The sequence below is a fragment of the Pseudomonas sp. RC4D1 genome (genome assembly GCF_018390395.1).
Lineage (GTDB): Bacteria > Pseudomonadota > Gammaproteobacteria > Pseudomonadales > Pseudomonadaceae > Aquipseudomonas > Aquipseudomonas danubii.
Genome location: NZ_JAHBAW010000002.1, coordinates 1,627,509 through 1,642,948 on the forward strand (window position 1 = coordinate 1,627,509; position 15,440 = coordinate 1,642,948).

Annotated in this window: 13 protein-coding genes and 1 pseudogene; 8 read left to right on the forward strand and 6 right to left on the reverse strand. The window is 63.5% G+C overall.

Annotated features, from left to right (window positions below):
- Positions 1–292 precede the first annotated feature (292 nt).
- The 4 genes from KHO49_RS23045 (at position 293) to KHO49_RS23060 (ending at position 6,677) form a co-directional block, all read left to right on the forward strand.
- Positions 293–1,816 carry a fumarate hydratase gene (locus KHO49_RS23045; protein ID WP_102860526.1) on the forward strand — a complete coding sequence of 508 codons (1,524 nt, stop codon included), beginning with the start codon at positions 293–295 and terminating at the stop codon, positions 1,814–1,816.
- A 153-nt stretch (positions 1,817–1,969) separates the two neighbouring features.
- The gene (locus tag KHO49_RS23050) at positions 1,970–3,736 is read left to right on the forward strand and encodes a sensor histidine kinase (RefSeq protein WP_213665866.1); all 1,767 of its coding nucleotides are present in this window, start codon (positions 1,970–1,972) and stop codon (positions 3,734–3,736) included.
- Complete coding sequence (gene mifR / locus KHO49_RS23055) at positions 3,730–5,064, forward strand: two-component system response regulator MifR (RefSeq protein ID WP_110651394.1); 1,335 nt, start codon at positions 3,730–3,732, stop codon at positions 5,062–5,064. Before KHO49_RS23050 ends, mifR begins: the two co-directional genes overlap by 7 nt.
- Before the next feature lie 290 nt (positions 5,065–5,354).
- On the forward strand, positions 5,355–6,677 hold the full coding sequence (locus tag KHO49_RS23060; protein ID WP_047305837.1) for an MFS transporter: 1,323 nt from the start codon (positions 5,355–5,357) through the stop codon (positions 6,675–6,677).
- 97 nt (positions 6,678–6,774) lie between these two features.
- On the opposite strand, the pseudogene KHO49_RS23065 reads toward KHO49_RS23060, so the two are convergent.
- Positions 6,775–6,960, reverse strand: a pseudogene (locus KHO49_RS23065) (hypothetical protein); the annotation flags it as partial.
- A 419-nt stretch (positions 6,961–7,379) separates the two neighbouring features.
- Here KHO49_RS23065 and KHO49_RS23070 point away from each other — a divergent pair.
- Both KHO49_RS23070 and KHO49_RS23075 read left to right on the forward strand, forming a co-directional pair.
- Positions 7,380–7,793 (forward strand): heme utilization protein, encoded by a 414-nt coding sequence (locus KHO49_RS23070; RefSeq protein WP_213665867.1) that lies wholly within the window; start codon positions 7,380–7,382, stop codon positions 7,791–7,793.
- A 164-nt stretch (positions 7,794–7,957) separates the two neighbouring features.
- Positions 7,958–8,587, forward strand: a complete 630-nt coding sequence (locus tag KHO49_RS23075) for a flavin reductase family protein (protein WP_102880712.1) — start codon at positions 7,958–7,960, stop codon at positions 8,585–8,587.
- 9 nt (positions 8,588–8,596) lie between these two features.
- Here the strand turns inward: KHO49_RS23075 and KHO49_RS23080 are convergent, their stop codons facing one another.
- Together KHO49_RS23080 and KHO49_RS23085 are read right to left on the reverse strand one after the other, a co-directional pair.
- Entirely contained in the window at positions 8,597–8,869 is a 273-nt protein-coding gene (locus KHO49_RS23080; RefSeq protein ID WP_102880713.1) for a hypothetical protein, read from the reverse strand.
- A gap of 9 nt (positions 8,870–8,878) precedes the next feature.
- Entirely contained in the window at positions 8,879–9,244 is a 366-nt protein-coding gene (locus tag KHO49_RS23085; RefSeq protein ID WP_102880714.1) for a putative quinol monooxygenase, read from the reverse strand.
- A 328-nt stretch (positions 9,245–9,572) separates the two neighbouring features.
- On the opposite strand from KHO49_RS23085, the gene KHO49_RS23090 reads away from it, so the two are divergent.
- On the forward strand, positions 9,573–10,502 hold the full coding sequence (locus tag KHO49_RS23090) for an AraC family transcriptional regulator (RefSeq protein ID WP_102860520.1): 930 nt from the start codon (positions 9,573–9,575) through the stop codon (positions 10,500–10,502).
- A gap of 25 nt (positions 10,503–10,527) precedes the next feature.
- Here KHO49_RS23090 and KHO49_RS23095 read toward each other — a convergent pair whose 3' ends face one another.
- Positions 10,528–11,976: an aldehyde dehydrogenase family protein gene (locus tag KHO49_RS23095; protein ID WP_170001662.1), complete on the reverse strand. Its 1,449-nt coding sequence runs from the start codon at positions 11,974–11,976 to the stop codon at positions 10,528–10,530.
- Positions 11,973–13,610 (reverse strand): 5-guanidino-2-oxopentanoate decarboxylase, encoded by a 1,638-nt coding sequence (locus KHO49_RS23100; protein ID WP_170001660.1) that lies wholly within the window; start codon positions 13,608–13,610, stop codon positions 11,973–11,975. Before KHO49_RS23100 ends, KHO49_RS23095 begins: the two co-directional genes overlap by 4 nt.
- A gap of 153 nt (positions 13,611–13,763) precedes the next feature.
- Here KHO49_RS23100 and KHO49_RS23105 point away from each other — a divergent pair, with 153 nt between their 5' ends.
- Complete coding sequence (locus KHO49_RS23105; RefSeq protein ID WP_102860996.1) at positions 13,764–14,645, forward strand: LysR substrate-binding domain-containing protein; 882 nt, start codon at positions 13,764–13,766, stop codon at positions 14,643–14,645.
- A gap of 116 nt (positions 14,646–14,761) precedes the next feature.
- Here the strand turns inward: KHO49_RS23105 and KHO49_RS23110 are convergent, their stop codons facing one another.
- Positions 14,762–15,376 carry an NAD(P)-dependent oxidoreductase gene (locus tag KHO49_RS23110; protein ID WP_110651388.1) on the reverse strand — a complete coding sequence of 205 codons (615 nt, stop codon included), beginning with the start codon at positions 15,374–15,376 and terminating at the stop codon, positions 14,762–14,764.
- Between the last annotated feature and the right edge of the window lie 64 nt (positions 15,377–15,440).

Here is a 15,440-nt window from a genome sequence, read left to right on the forward strand (position 1 = left end):
TGCTGGCCAGTTGCAACTTTAGTGCTGCGCCCGGCAAATGACTATCCAAATTTTAAGCCGTGTTCTGCGGTTTTGCCGCTGATTCAGGCAAGAACAGTGCCCATCCGATGGGCGACTTTCGTTTGCCCGGCTGGCGGGTGTGCCGGACCCCCAGGCGCGGTATACTGCCGCGCCTTTTTAGCGTCGCGCCAGTTGTCTGTCCGGCGTGCCTTAGAAGGTGTCTGCAACCGACCGATACACCCTGCTGCAGCCACCTTATTAAATGTTCCCGTCTTTTAGAGGAGCGCGACTCATGACCGTGATCAAGCAAGACGACCTGATTCAGAGCGTTGCCGACGCCCTGCAGTTCATTTCCTACTACCACCCCGTGGACTTCATCCAGGCGATGCACGAGGCCTACCTGCGCGAGGAATCGCCGGCCGCTCGTGACTCCATGGCACAGATCCTGATCAACTCGCGCATGTGCGCCACCGGCCACCGGCCGATCTGCCAGGACACCGGGATCGTCACCGTGTTCGTTCGCGTGGGCATGGACGTGCGCTGGGACGGCGCCACCATGAGCCTGGACGACATGATCAACGAAGGCGTGCGTCGCGCCTACAACCTGCCGGAAAACGTCCTGCGCGCTTCCATCCTGGCCGACCCGGCAGGCGCCCGGAAAAACACCAAGGACAACACCCCGGCGGTGATCCACTACTCCATCGTTCCCGGCAACACCGTGGAAGTGGACGTGGCGGCCAAGGGCGGCGGCTCCGAGAACAAATCGAAGATGGCCATGCTCAACCCGTCCGACTCCATCGTCGACTGGGTCCTCAAGACCGTACCGACCATGGGTGCCGGCTGGTGCCCACCGGGCATGCTGGGCATCGGCATCGGCGGCACCGCCGAGAAGGCTGCGGTGATGGCCAAGGAAGTGTTGATGGAATCCATCGACATCCACGAGCTCAAGGCTCGCGGCCCGTCCAACCGCATTGAAGAAATGCGCCTGGAGCTGTTCGAGAAGGTCAACCAACTGGGCATCGGCGCCCAGGGCCTGGGTGGCCTGACCACGGTGCTCGACGTGAAGATCATGGACTACCCGACCCACGCCGCCTCCCTGCCGGTGTGCATGATCCCCAACTGCGCCGCCACCCGTCACGCGCACTTCGTGCTCGACGGCTCGGGCCCGGCCGCACTGGAAGCGCCACCTCTGGACGCCTACCCGGAAATCGTCTGGGAAGCCGGTCCGTCGGCACGTCGGGTCAACCTCGACACCCTGACCCCGGAAGACGTGCAAAGCTGGAAGCCGGGCGAGACCGTGCTGCTCAACGGCAAGATGCTCACCGGTCGCGATGCGGCGCACAAGCGCATGGTGGAGATGCTGAACAAGGGTGAAACCCTGCCGGTAGACCTCAAGGGTCGCTTCATCTACTACGTCGGCCCGGTTGATCCGGTGGGCGACGAAGTAGTGGGCCCGGCCGGCCCGACCACTGCCACGCGGATGGACAAGTTCACCCGGCAGATCCTCGAGCAGACCGGCCTTCTGGGCATGATCGGCAAGTCCGAGCGTGGCCCGACCGCCATCGACGCGATCAAGGACAACAAGGCCGTGTACCTGATGGCCGTCGGCGGCGCCGCCTACCTGGTGGCCCAGGCGATCAAGAAGTCCAAGGTCCTGGCCTTCGCCGAACTGGGCATGGAAGCGATCTACGAGTTCGAGGTCAAGGACATGCCAGTGACCGTCGCCGTCGACAGCAAGGGCGAGTCGGTCCACATCACAGGTCCTGCCATCTGGCAGAAAAAGATCAGTGACAGCCTGGCGGTAGAAGTGCAGTAAGCCCTTCTCACGTTTGGCCAAAGCGGCGGTGCTGTTGAGACAACAGCCCGTCGCTTTTTTTATGCCGCGCCCTTTCGCGACACTGTCGGCGATCAACGTTCCACCCGTCGCTCATGCTATCGTTCCCGCCCCCATTGCAGCCTGCCCCGACTCATGGCCCAGATCTCTCGCCCTCTCCGCTTGACGTTCTATATCCTGGTTATTCTCGCTGGCACCGTCATCAGCGCCGGCCTGGCCATGCGCCACGCCGAACGCCAGACGCTGGTGGAGGATGCCGCCCGAGCCAATGAACAGCTAGGGCTGTATGCCAACTCGCTGCACACCCTGATTGAACGCTATCGCGCCCTGCCAGCGGTGCTGGCCCTGGACCCGGAACTGCGTTCGGCACTTCAGGGCCCGGTGACGGCAGACACCCAGGATGCACTGAACCGCAAACTGGAAAAGATCAACGGCGCCGCCCGCTCCTCGACCCTGGAACTGCTGAACCATGAAGGCCTGGCCGTGGCGGCCAGCAACTGGCGACTGCCCAGCAGCTATGTCGGCCACAACTATGGTTTTCGCCCCTACTTCAAGCAGACCCGCAGCCAGGGCAGCGGGCGTTTCTACGCCGTGGGCGTCACCAGCGGCATTCCGGGGTATTTCCTCTCCAGCGCGGTCAAGGCCGACAACGAGGACTTCCTCGGGGCCATGGTGGTCAAGCTGGAGTTCCCCGAACTGGAGCATGAATGGAGCCAGGGCAACGACACCCTGCTGGTGAGCGACGCCCGGGGCATCATCTTTATCGCCAACCAGCCCGGCTGGCGTTACCGGCAGTTGCAACCGCTGTCCGCAAACGACCTGGCGGAGATCAAGCTGACTCGCCAGTACGACAAGCAACCGCTGACAGCGCTGCAACATACGACCCTGCAAACATTCGACGACAACAGCAGACTGGTCCAGGTCGAAGGCCCCGAGGGCGTGGCCAACTATCTCTGGGAATCCCTGCCGCTGACCGCCGAAGGCTGGACCCTGCACCTGCTGCGCAAGCCGGCCAGCGCTTTCGAGGAAAGCCGCAATGCCGGGCTGGCGGCCGCCGGTGCCTGGCTGACCCTGGTGTTCCTGTTGCTGTTCCTCAGCCAACGCTGGCGCTTGGGGAAAATCCGTCAACGCAACCGTGAAGAGCTGGAGCAATTGGTCCAGGAACGCACTCGGGATCTGCGCACCGCCCAGGAAGGCCTGGTGCAATCGGCCAAGCTGGCCGCCCTGGGGCAGATGTCCGCGGCCCTGGCCCATGAAATCAACCAACCCCTGACCGCCCAGCGCATGCAGCTTGCCACGCTGCGGCTGCTGCTGGATCACGGCCGGGTGGATGAGGCTTACAAAGCCCTGCGACCATTGGACGACATGCTGACCCGCATGGCCGCCCTTACCAGCCATCTCAAGACCTTCGCCCGCAAGAGCCCCGGCGGCCTGCGCGAACGCCTGGATCTGGCCGCGGTGGTGGACCAGTCGCTGCAGCTGCTGGAAACCCGGCTGCGTGCCGAAAACATCCAGATCGAGCTGCACCTGACCCGCCCGGCCTGGGTTCGCGGTGATGCCATCCGCCTGGAGCAGGTGCTGATCAACCTGCTGCGCAATGCCCTCGACGCCATGCAGAACAAGCCTGAAAAGCACCTGCAGATCAGCCTCGAAGCCGAGGACCAATTGTGGCAACTGCGGGTCGCCGACAACGGCGGCGGGATCGCCGAAGAGCACCTGCTGAGCGTGTTCGACCCGTTCTTTACCACCAAGCCGGTGGGCGATGGCCTGGGCCTGGGGCTGGCCGTGTCTTACGCCATCGTCCATGAACTGGGGGGACGCTTGAGCGCCGCCAACCAGGATCAGGGCGCGGTGTTCACCCTCAGCCTGCCCATCGATCTGGAGGCGCACATCCAATGCTGAACTCGGTAATCGTGGTGGATGACGAGGCCAGCATCCGTACCGCCGTCGAACAATGGCTGAGCCTGTCGGGGTTCGAGGTCCAGCTGTTCAGCCGCGCCGAGGATTGCCTGGCGCAACTGCCGAAGAACTTCCCCGGGGTGATCCTCAGCGATGTGCGCATGCCCGGTATCAGCGGCCTGGAGCTGCTGGCCCAGGTCCAGCGCCTGGACCCCGACCTGCCGATCATCCTGCTGACCGGTCACGGTGACGTGCCCATGGCGGTCGAGGCCATGCGCGACGGTGCCTATGATTTCCTGGAAAAACCCTTCAGCCCCGACACCCTGCTCAGCAGCCTGCGCCGGGCCCTGGACAAACGCCGCCTGGTCCTGGAAAACCGTCGCCTGCACCAGCAGGCTGACAGCCGGGCCAAGCTCGACGCCACCTTGCTTGGCATGTCCCGGGCCCTGCAGACCCTGCGCCGCCAGGTACTGGATCTGGCCGCCTTGCCCGTGAATGTGCTGATCCGAGGTGAAACCGGCAGCGGCAAGGAATTGATCGCCCGCTGCCTGCACGACTTCGGTCCCCGGGCCGGCAAGCCCTTTGTCGCCCTGAACTGCGCAGCGATCCCCGAGCAGCTGTTCGAGGCCGAGTTGTTCGGCCATGAAAGCGGCGCCTTCACCGGCGCCCAGGGCAAGCGCATCGGCAAGCTGGAGTACGCCCATGGCGGCACGCTGTTTCTCGACGAGATCGAAAGCATGCCCCTTGCCCAGCAGGTCAAGCTGCTGCGGGTGCTGCAGGAGCAGAAACTGGAACGCCTGGGCTCCAACCAGAGCATCAAGGTCGACCTGCGGGTGATCGCCGCCACCAAGCCCGACCTGCTGGAGGAGGCCCGGGCCGGACGCTTTCGCGAAGACCTGGCCTATCGCCTGACCGTCGCCGAACTGCGCCTGCCGCCACTGCGTGAGCGCCGCGAGGATATTCCACAGCTCTACGAACACTTCGCCCAGGCCGCCGCCGAGCGCCTGGGGCGCAGCGTCGCGCCCTTGAGTGGCGCCCAGTTGAGCCGCCTGCTCAGTCACGACTGGCCGGGCAACGTGCGCGAACTGGCCAACGCCGCCGAGCGTCAGGTGCTGGGCCTCGGGGAGCCGGAAGCCGAAGTCCTCGAAGCCGGCCAATCCCTGGCCGCGCAGCAAGAAGCCTTCGAAGCCCAGTGCCTGCGCGCTGCCCTGACTCGCCACAAGGGCGAGATCAAGGCCGTGCTCAACGAACTGCAACTGCCGCGCCGGACCCTGAATGAAAAAATGCAGCGTCACGGCCTGACCCGGGAAATGTTCCTCAAAGACCCATAACCCCCGCCTGTAGGAGCCGGCTTGCCGGCGAACAGGCCACAAAGCCAGGTACTGCCCCCAGCAACACCCTCACCCACAAAGACAACGCCTCCCACGAGCGCCTCCCGGAGCCGTGTTCACTTAGGCAATTTCCCGCCTACCCCACAGGCACTCATAGGCGGATTTCCGCTCATCACCACCGATCAAACCCCTCTAGCCCGGGCTTCTTGTCCTTGGCACAGGTCCTGCTATAGCCCCAGCAGGCTGCGCTTGCGCGCGCTCCACAAAAACAATGAATAGAAGGGTCCGTCATGGATATCTCTAATACCCTGCCTGCCGGGTCGGCGGCTGCATCCGCCACCGAAAAGACCACCGCCAGCCGCCTGAAGTCGATCTTCAGCGGTTCCGTGGGCAACATGGTCGAGTGGTACGACTGGTACGTCTACGCGGCATTCTCGCTGTACTTCGCCAAAGTCTTCTTCCCCAAGGGCGACACCACCGCGCAACTGCTGAACACCGCCGCGATCTTCGCCGTGGGCTTCCTGATGCGCCCGATCGGTGGCTGGCTGATGGGCCTGTACGCCGACCGCAAAGGCCGTAAAGCCGCGCTGATGGCTTCGGTGCTGCTGATGTGCTTCGGCTCGCTGATCATCGCCCTGACCCCGGGTTACGAAACCATCGGCGTCGGCGCCCCCATCCTGCTGGTGCTGGCGCGCCTGATGCAGGGCCTGTCGGTGGGCGGTGAATACGGCACCTCGGCCACCTACCTCAGCGAGATGGCGACTAAGGAACGTCGCGGCTTCTTCTCCAGCTTCCAGTACGTGACCCTGATCTCCGGCCAGCTCATCGCCCTGGGAGTACTGATCGTGCTGCAGAACATTCTGACCACCGAGGAGCTGCAATCCTGGGGCTGGCGGATTCCGTTCGGCATCGGTGCCCTGTGTGCGGTCGTGGCCCTGTACCTGCGTCGCGGCATGGAAGAAACCGAGTCCTTCACCAAGAAGAAAGAGAAGCCAAAAGAAAGCCTGATGCGCACCCTGATGCGTCATCCCAAGGAACTGATGACCGTGGTCGGCCTGACCATGGGCGGCACCCTGGCCTTCTACACCTACACCACCTACATGCAGAAATACCTGGTGAACACCGTCGGCATGAGCATCTCCGACTCCACCACCATTTCTGCCGCCACGCTGTTCCTGTTCATGTGCCTGCAGCCGGTGATCGGTGCACTCTCGGACAAGGTGGGCCGGCGGCCGATCCTGATTGCCTTCGGCATCCTCGGCACCCTGTTCACCGTGCCGATCCTCACCACCCTGCACACCATCCAGACCTGGTGGGGCGCGTTCTTCCTGATCATGGCGGCACTGATCATCGTCAGTGGCTACACCTCGATCAACGCGGTGGTGAAGGCCGAGCTGTTCCCCACTGAAATCCGTGCCCTCGGCGTGGGCCTGCCCTACGCGCTGACCGTATCGATCTTTGGCGGCACCGCGGAATACATCGCCCTGTGGTTCAAGAGCATCGGCATGGAAACCGGCTACTACTGGTACGTCACCGCCTGTATTGCCTGTTCGTTGCTGGTCTACGCGACCATGAAGGACACCCGCAAGCATTCGCGGATCGAGACCGACTGATAGAAAAACGGCGCCCGGGTGCAAGGCCCGGGCGCTTTTTTCGCGATCTGTGGGGAGGCTTTCGCCGGCCAGCCGGCTCCTACAGATGATCAACAGATCAGGCAAGTGCGGCGGTGCCCTGGCGCCCATAGCGGTTCTGGGCCCAGGTCGCCCCCACGATCATCACCAGCACAATCCCCGCCAATCCCGCCAACGAGCCGATGATGCCGAAGTCCAGGCCACCCTTTTCATGGGGCTTGCTGAGGAAGTCGCGCGCATTCGCGCCAAACGGCCGGGCCATCAACGACAGATCACCTGCGGTGTTATCCGGGATCGTCGCGCCGATGTTCATGACCCAGGGCCTGAGTGATCTGGGGGAGTTTGTTCACGGGCAAGGAAACTCACGGCGGCGCCTACGAGTGAGCCTCGTCATGGGGCTGGCTGAAAGAACCGCTGAAGGTTTTTTGTGCTGTTTTATCCGCCACCTGAACAATTAATGATCAGTTAATGGCGCATGCGCAGTCTGACAGTGAATCCAAGTTGCGACTTGGCACGTATCTGTAGTGAGGCCTGGGTGCGGTAACCGGTGGTCAGTAATGACGGCCTACATATCGGTAAATTCGATTTTAATTAGCATTAATTTGCGCTTTTTAATCAAATTTACAGGAGTAGGATTCATTCCAAGCCCAACGCAAACACCTCAACAAACCTGGAGTCACCACCATGAAAAGCAAACTGATCCTCGCCCTGACCCTGTCGGTACTGACTGCCAATACCTTCGCCGCTGACGGTTTCGATCGCACCGGTTCCGCCACCTTCGCTGCCGACGGTTACGACCGCACCGGTTCCGCCACCCTCGCTGCCGACGGTTACGACCGCACCGGTTCCGCCACCCTCGCTGCCGACGGTTACGACCGCACCGGTTCCGCCACCCTCGCTGAAGACGGCTACGACCGCACCGGCTCCGCTACCTTCGCTGCCGACGGCTACGACCGCACCGGCTCAGCCACCTTCGCTGCCGATGGCTATGACCGCACCGGTTCCGCCACCCTCGCTGAAGACGGCTACGACCGCACCGGTTCCGCTACCTTCGCTGCCGACGGTTACGACCGCACCGGCTCCGCCACCATCAGTTGATCAATTCACCTGACACCACAGCCCGGCTTCGGCCGGGCTTAGTCTTTTCTGGCCGAGGAAAATCTTTCGCCCCCTGGATCAACCGAGGCCGGGACGCTGGAATTCGACCAGAGCGCACTGCACTATGGCGCCCTTCACTCGCCCCACAGCAGGAACCTTGAGCCATGTCCGACGATATCCACTTTTACCAACCTGCCCTAGGCCACGGCCTGCCCCATGACCCGTTCAATGCCATCGTCGGCCCGCGTCCCATTGGCTGGATTTCTTCCCAGGATGCACAAGGCCGGCTGAACCTGGCGCCTTACAGTTTCTTCAATGCCTTCAACTACATTCCGCCGATCATCGGGTTCTCCAGCGTCGGGCGCAAAGACAGCCTGAACAACATCGAGGCCACCGGAGAGTTCGCCTGGAACCTGGCCACCCGGCCCCTGGCCGAGCAGATGAACCAGAGCTGCGCCGCGGTCCCCGCCGAGGTCGACGAGTTCGAACTGGCCGGGTTGACGCCCGTGGCCTCGAAGATCATCAGCGTGCCCCGGGTTGCCCAGAGCCCGGTGTCCTTCGAATGCAAGGTCACCCAGATCATTCAGTTGCAGCGTGCGGACAAGGAGCCAGTGCCGAGCTGGCTGATCCTCGGCGAAGTGGTCGCCGTGCATATCGCCAAGTGGCTGCTCAAGGACGGGATCTACGATACCGCCGCGGCAGAACCCATTCTGCGCGGCGGCGGACCGGCGGACTACTTCCAGCTGGGACCCGAGGCCCTGTTCAAGATGCACCGCCCGGGAGCGGTCAGGTAGTTCGGCGACTCAGTGACGGTGAAAGCTCAGTTCGCCGTCTTGATCGACGTCGGCCAGCTGTTCGAGTTGTTGCGCGGCAGCCTGGTCGGCTTCGTGAGCGGTCTTGAATGTCTGCTCAACCAGAACCTTATGAAAACGTGGAGCCCCTGAAGCGCCCAGGGCTTTGACGGCGATCGCTGCGCTGTATCCCCCCTCCCCTGGAACCACAGCGGAAACTGCTTCGTAGTGTGCAAACTCTTTACGTGCCATGTTGCTGATCCTGGCCAATGGAAAGTCGGCCATTCTAAACCTTCAACTGGCCAGCTTGTGCAGCGGCGCACGCTGTAGCTGCGCGTACTCTCCATGAGCCTCAAGCGCCGACACCGTGCTGAAGGTGTGGAAGTCCAGGCTGTTGACCACCAGGTCCTGCACCAGCTCGGCGAAGATGGCCATGGTTGGCGAGTTGAAATAGGCGGTCATGCTCTGCTGACTGCTCCAGAAGCCGGACACCAGCCACAGGTCGGCATCGCACTGCGAATGCTGCAGAGCAAAGTGCAGGCAACCGCTGGCCTGGCGCGATGGTTCGATCAGGCTACTCAAGCGCGCACCCAACTCCGTGGAGCGCCCGGCCCGGGCCCGAACAAAAGCCATGTGACTGACGGGAATATGCGTGGACATGTGGAACCCTCCCAGGGTGTTGTCGAGGCAGCCGGGGACGGGCTGCGACAGAATCAACGATACGGGGCGGGCCCACTTGCGCGTTAGTCGATTTCTGCCGTTGATTTGCCCAATCCTGCGACAAGCCCGCTGCTGCTGCGCATGGGCGGCGACAGGGCACAGAAGCGTTACAACGGTGTTTCAAGCAAGTGAAGCCCCCGAGCATCGGCTCATCTTGTCTATCTCGCGCGCAAGCAGCAGGATCAGGCAAGTTTTACGCAGAATTCGCCTACCCGCGACTCTTGCACAAACTTAAGCTGTGTCGACTGCAAACACCCCGAGGCGCCCCATGTCATCACTGGATACCCTGCCGCCGCCCCTGGCTCCGGAGATGGAACGCCAACGCGTAGAACTGGCTGCGATCATTGCGCGCAACACCACCGAAGATGGCAGCTATGCCACCGCCATCGACTCGCTGTTTGTCTCGCGCCACAGCACTTCCCATCACTTCGGCTCGGTGCTGGCGCAACCGGCGCTGTGCATCATGGCCCAGGGCCGCAAGGAAGTGCGCCTGGCCGATGAAAGCTACAACTACGACCCGCTGAATTACCTGGTGGTGTCGGTTTCCGTGCCACTGAGCGGCAAGGTGGCGATCGTTTCGCCGCAAGAGCCGATCCTGGCCCTGCGCCTGGACATCGACCCCGGGGAAATCAATGCACTGATCGCCGACGCCGGCCCTCTGGGCGTGCCCGCCCGGCCCACCGGACGGGGCCTGTACGTAGAGCGCCTGGACCCGGCGATGCTGGACGCCGTGCTGCGCCTGACCCGCCTGCTGGACACCCCGAAAGACATCGCCATGCTCGCGCCGCTGGTGCGTCGGGAAATTCTCTATCGCCTGCTGCGCAGCCCCCAGGGCCACCGTCTGTACGAGATCGCCACCGCCAACAGCCAGGGTCACCGAGTCAACCAGGCCATCAAGTGGCTCAACGGCAATTTCGTGCAGCCGTTGCGCATCGATGACCTGGCCCGGGAAGTGAACCTGAGCGTGTCGACCCTGCACCACCGCTTCAAGGCGATGACCGCCATGAGTCCCTTGCAGTACCAGAAACAGCTGCGTCTGCAGGAAGCCCGGCGCTTGATGCTGGCCGAAGGTCTGGAAGCTTCGGCGGCGGGGTATCGAGTCGGCTATGAAAGCCCGTCTCAGTTCAGCCGTGAGTACAGCCGACTGTTTGGCGCGCCGCCCTTGCGGGACATGGCGCGCCTGCGGGTTGGCGGGTAACCCGGGTTCACCGGCAAGCCGGCGCCTACAGCGCGCGGATTACGTGCTTGAGCTCCTGGAAGGCTTGCAGGCCCCAGGGGCCCAGTTCACGGCCGATGCTGCTCTGCTTGTAGCCGCCCCAGGCAGTCTGGGGAAAGATCACCTGGGGGGCGTTGATCCACACCAGGCCGGCCTGCAGGGCATTGGCCACCCGCTCGGTATTGTCCACGTCCGCCCCCACCACACTGGCCACCAGGCCGAACTCGCTGTCATTGGCCAGTTCGATCGCCTCTTGCTCGCTGCTGAAACTGCGCACACAGAGCACCGGGCCAAAGATTTCGTCACGCCACAGGGCACTGTCCAGCGGCACCTCGGTGAACACCGTGGGCTGGATGAAAAAGCCCTGCTGCAACCCGGCCGGGCGGCCGCCGCCACACACCAGCTTGGCACCGACATTCAGGCCACGATCGATGTGCGCCAGTACTCTGTGGTATTGCGCCTGGTTCACCAGGGCGCCCATGACCACCTCGGGGTCGAACGGGTCGGCCACCCGAATGCCTTCGGCCCGGGCCTTGAGCCGCAAGAGGAATTCATCGGCCAGCTCGTCGGCGACCAGTACCCGGCTGGTGGCGGAGCACATCTGCCCGGCATTGAAGAAGCCACCGCCACAGGCCAGCTCCACCGCCAGGTCCAGGTCGGCATCCGCCAGCACCAGCAAGGATGACTTGCCCCCCAGTTCCAGGCTCACGCCCTTGACGGTTTCCGCCGCCCGCTGCATGACCTGGACGCCCACCGCATTACTGCCGGTGAAGGAAATCTTCGCCACTCGCGGGTCCGCCGCCAAAGGCGCACCGACCGCCAGGCCCGTCCCGCAGACCAGGTTGAACACCCCGTTGGGCAAGCCGCTTTCGGCGATGATCGCCGCCAGCTCCAGCTCCGGCAGCGGGGTGACTTCCGAGGGCTTGAGCACCACGCTGCAGCCGGCGGCCAGGGCGGGCGCCAACTTCCAGGCCGTGGTGACCATGGGGAAATTCCACGGCACGATCAGCCCGACCACGCCACAGGGCTCACGACGCAGGCGCGCGCTGAAATCCTCACTGGGCAGCGGCACATTCGCATCCTGGGTCGCCTCCAGCTCCTCGGCCAGCCCGGCGTAGTACTCAAAGGTGGCGATGACATCGTCCACATCCATGGCCGCCTCGAACTGCGGCTTGCCGTTGTTGCTCGACTGCAGGTGCATCAGCCGCTCCCGGCGTTCGGCCACGCCGGCAGCGATCTTGCGCAGCACGGCGGCACGCTCGCTGCCACTGCTTTGCGCCCAGCGGGCAAGCCCCGCCGTAGCGGCCCGCAGCGCCTGATCCACGGCTTGCGGCCCGGCGCCTGCCACCCAGGCCAAGGGCGCCTCGGTGGACGGGTTGATCACCTGCAGGTGCTCGCTGCCTGCCGACCATTGGCCGTCGATGTACACACCGTTCAACAGGTGCGGCGAACTCATGCCTGTACTCCTTGAGTCCAGCGATTCTGGTCAACTTCAATCAAGGTCGGTCCCTGGCGGTCAACGGCCATGCGCAGGGCCGCACGCAGTTGTTCGACACTGTCGATGCGCTCGGCTGCGCACCCGAGGCCCTTGGCCACGGCAATGAAATCCGGGGTGTAGATGTCGACGCCGACTGGCTCGATGGCCCGATTGACCATGTATTTCTTGATTTCTTCATAACCCTGGTTGTTCCACAGCAGGACGATGATCGGCGTGCGGGCTTCCACGGCGCAGGCCAGCTCCGCCAGGGTGAACTGCAAGCCGCCGTCGCCGATCAGGCAAGCCACCGGTCGCCGCTGACTGGACTGGGAAGCGCCCCCGAGCCAGGCGCCGATGGCGGCCGGCAAGGCATAACCCAGGGTGCCGTAGCCGGTGGACGAGTTGAACCAGCGCCGCGGCTGCTCAGGATTGAACGTCAGGTTGCCGCTGTACACCGGCTGAGTGGAATCGCCCACCAGGACGATCTCCGGCAACTCCTGGACCACGGTTTCCAGAAACAGGGTCTGGGCCCGGGTCGGCGTATCCCACAGGTTCTCGAGTTCGCTGCGCAAGGCCGCGGCGCGGGCCTGGCCCCAATCGCTGCTGCGCTCGCTCAAGGTTTGCCGGGACAGCTCTGCCAGCAGGGCTTGGGCTGCGTTCCCGGCATCGGCCACCAGTGCCACTTTCGGTGGGTAGTTGCGCACCGTTTGATCGGCATCGATATCGATCCGCAGCAAGGCCCCGGGAATTTCAAAGCCGCCGGCAAAGGTCACGTCGTAATCGGTTTCCGCCAGTTCGGTGCCGATGGCCAGCACCACGTCGGCCTCGGCCACCAGGGCACGGGTTGCCACCAATGACTGGGTGGAGCCAATCAGCAGCGGGTGGGCCGACGGCAACATGCCCTTGGCGTTGATCGTCAGGGCCACCGGAGCCTGCAGCAGTTCCGCCAAACGGGTCAGGGGAGCGGCCGCATCAATGGCGCCGCCACCGGCCAGGATCAGCGGGCGCTTGGCCATCGCCAGCAGCTGACTCATCCGGGCGACAGCGTCCGGGGCGGCACCGGCACGGGCAATGGTTACCGGCTCGCTGGCCAGCAGATGATCGGCATCCTGAACCAGTACATCGAGAGGAATCTCGATATGCACCGGACGTGGACGTCCAGCCTGGAACAGGGCGAAAGCCCGGGCCAGCACCACTGGCAACTCGTCGGCGCTCATCAGGGTATGGGAAAACGCCGCCACGCCGCTGACCAGCGCACTCTGGTTCGGCAACTCATGGAGCTTGCCGCGCCCGCCACCCAGCTGGCTGCGGGTCTGCACGCTGGAGATCACCAGCATGGGAATCGAGTCCGCATAAGCCTGGCCCATGGCGGTGGTGATGTTGGTCATGCCGGGGCCGGTGATGATGAAACACACACCGGGCTTGCCGCTGGTGCGGGCGTAGCCGTCGGCCATGAAACCGGCACCTTGCTCATGGCGCGGGGTGACATGCTGGATGGGCGAGCGGGCCAGGCCGCGATACAACTCGACGGTATGCACCCCAGGAATGCCGAACACCTGCTCAACCCCATAACCTTCAAGTAACTTGACCAGTACTTCGCCGCACGTCGCCATCTCATCGCCCTTCTTATTGGTGGAATACCCGACTGACTGCCGACTGAAAAACTCAGCAGACGTCGGGAGGGCTATTGGAACGGTGAGGCTGTAGCCGCAACAATGGATAAAAAGTCATACTAGCCATGTCCTCACGTCATGCCTTGGCTGCCCATGAAACGCTTGCCTCCCCTGCCCGCACTGCACACCTTTCTGGTCACCGCCCAGTGCTGCAATTTCACGCGCGCTGCCGAGCAGTTGCACATCACCCAAGGAGCGGTGAGCCGACAAATTGCCGGCCTGGAAAGCCATCTGGGTTATCCGTTGTTCCAGCGCCATGCCCGGGGCTTGAGCCTCACTAACGAAGGGGCGCAATGGTTGCCGCGGGTGCAGCAGGTATTCGAACTGATCAATGGCGCGGTGGATGACATCGGTGGGCAGAGCCGCAACCTGCGCCTCAAGGCGCCGACCTGTGTGATGCGCTGGCTGCTGCCACGGCTGCTGCAGTGGCAGAGGGAACGCCCGGATGTACCGGTGCAACTGACCACCACCATTCAGCACGGCGTGGATTTCAGCCGCGAACCCTTCGATGCCGCCGTCATGTACGGAGCCCCGCCGTCCCCGACCCTGGGTTCGCGTCACCTGTTCAATGAACAACTGACGCCGGTCTGCTCGCGACCGCTGCTGGAGGGCCCGGTGCCCCTCAAGAACCCGGCGGACCTGCAACAGCACTTGCTGCTGCATCCCTCCCACGATCAACGGGACTGGCAAAGTTGGCTGAAAGCCGCCGGCACGCCACTCAATACCCTGGGCAAGGGTCAGCATTTCGAGACCCTGGACCTGGCAATGTCCGTGGCGTCCCAGGGAACGGGCGTGGCGATTGGCGACTGGGCATTGATTGGCGACGACCTGAGTGCCGGACGGCTGGTCATGCCTTTTGAACTGAAGATCCCGACGGGCCAGGCGTACTATCTGGTCTACCCGGAGCACCCAGGGCCTGCGGCGGCCTTGCAGGAACTGCTGGACTGGCTGGTGGAGCAGGCCAAACAGCGCTGAATGAGAAAACCCTGATGCCGGCAGACCGCAAAAAGGCCCGCGAGGGCCTTCAACACTGATCGGAACTCCCCGATAACCGCCAACGGTAGGCGGCTACCGGGGCAATCGGCCGCTCATCAGTAACCGACGGTGAAGCGCTGGCGACGGTGGGCCGGCTTCTCCACTTCATCGAGCATGGCGATGGCGTAGTCGGCGAAGCTGATCCAACTGCGCCCCTGGGCATTGACCAGCAGATCGTCCTGGCCCAGGCGGAACTGCCCGGTGCGCTCACCCTCAACGAACTCCGCCGATGGCGAGAGGAAGGTCCAGTCCAGATCCTGCTCCTTGCGCAAGGTGTCCAGGTACACGCCACCGGCGCTGGCCTCGGCCTTGTATTCCTCCGGGAAACCGGGGCTGTCGATGACCTTGCCACCACCGGGCAGCAACAGCGAACCGGCACCGCCCACCACCAGCAGACGCTTGACCCCGGCCTTTTTCACCGGATCGATGATGGCATCGGCCGGGATGGTGGAAAAATGCGCGGCACTGATCACCACATCGTGGCCGGCTACCGCCGCTTGCAATGCAGCACTGTCGGCCACATCCACTTCGCGGGTGAGCACGCCGGCACGCTGGCCGATCTTCGCCGTGTTGCGGGCGATGGCGGTGACGCTGTGACCACGACGCAGGGCCTCTTCCAACAGTTGGCTGCCGGCACGGCCGGTGGCACCAATGATTGCGATCTTGCTCATGACATGTCTCCAGTTGGCTAAGAGAGTACAGGGGCATCCGCTCCCCGAAGGGAGCGGGTCAAAC